Source organism: Phormidium sp. CCY1219, assembly GCF_055795085.1.
In genome coordinates, this window is record NZ_JAYFEQ010000908.1 from 1 (window position 1) to 296 (window position 296).

The 296-nt window shown below is 42.2% G+C and carries 1 protein-coding gene; it reads left to right on the forward strand.

What is annotated here, in order from left to right; genetic code table 11:
• On the forward strand, positions 1-296 hold a 296-nt coding region (locus tag AC0QH1_RS29905; protein WP_324635096.1), incomplete at both ends, for a tetratricopeptide repeat protein.

Below are 296 nucleotides of genomic sequence, written 5' to 3' on the forward strand. Positions count from 1 at the left end.
ACTGGAAAAATTTATAAAATTGCCAATTCTCGGTATATGTTGGGGCGATGCTATGGGAATTTAAAGCAGCCAGAAACGGCAATTTCCTGGTATGAGCAAGCGGTTGAGTTGTATCGGAAATTGAACGTCACAGAATGGGCTTTATCGGGATTGGAATATCTGATTAATTTGTATCGGGAGTTGAAACAGGATGAACAGGTTATTGCCTCTTACCAGCGACGGTTAGAGATTTTTCGGGAATTGGGCGATCGCATTGCGGAATACAGCTCGCTTTACGACTTAGCAATGTTTCAGTT